The sequence below is a fragment of the Pseudomonas sp. AC463 genome (genome assembly GCF_979253585.1).
Genome location: NZ_CEEDDZ010000426.1, coordinates 1 through 298 on the forward strand (window position 1 = coordinate 1; position 298 = coordinate 298).

At 69.5% G+C, this 298-nt stretch carries 1 protein-coding gene; it reads left to right on the forward strand.

Annotated features, from left to right (window positions below; all coding sequences use genetic code 11):
• A partial coding sequence (locus AC0IYH_RS30830; RefSeq protein WP_471837978.1) for an alpha/beta fold hydrolase occupies positions 1-298 on the forward strand: 298 nt, incomplete at both ends.

Genomic DNA, 298 nt, shown 5'->3' on the forward strand with positions numbered 1-298 from the left:
GTTTTTGCACGGCGGGCCGGGTGGCACTCACGGCGCGTATCTGGATGCGCTGGCGCTGGCGGACGAGCGCGCGGTGATCCTCTACGACCAGCTCGATTCGGGGCGGTCGGATCGGCCGGACGACCCGAACAACTGGCGCGTGGCGCGGTTCGTGGATGAACTGAACGCGATCGCGCGGGCGCTGGGCGTCCGGCGCTGGCATGTCGTCGGGCATAGCTGGGGCGGCACGATCGCGCTGGAATATGGCGCTCGCCGACCGCAGGCGCTGGCGAGCCTGATCCTTGCCAGTCCCTTGATC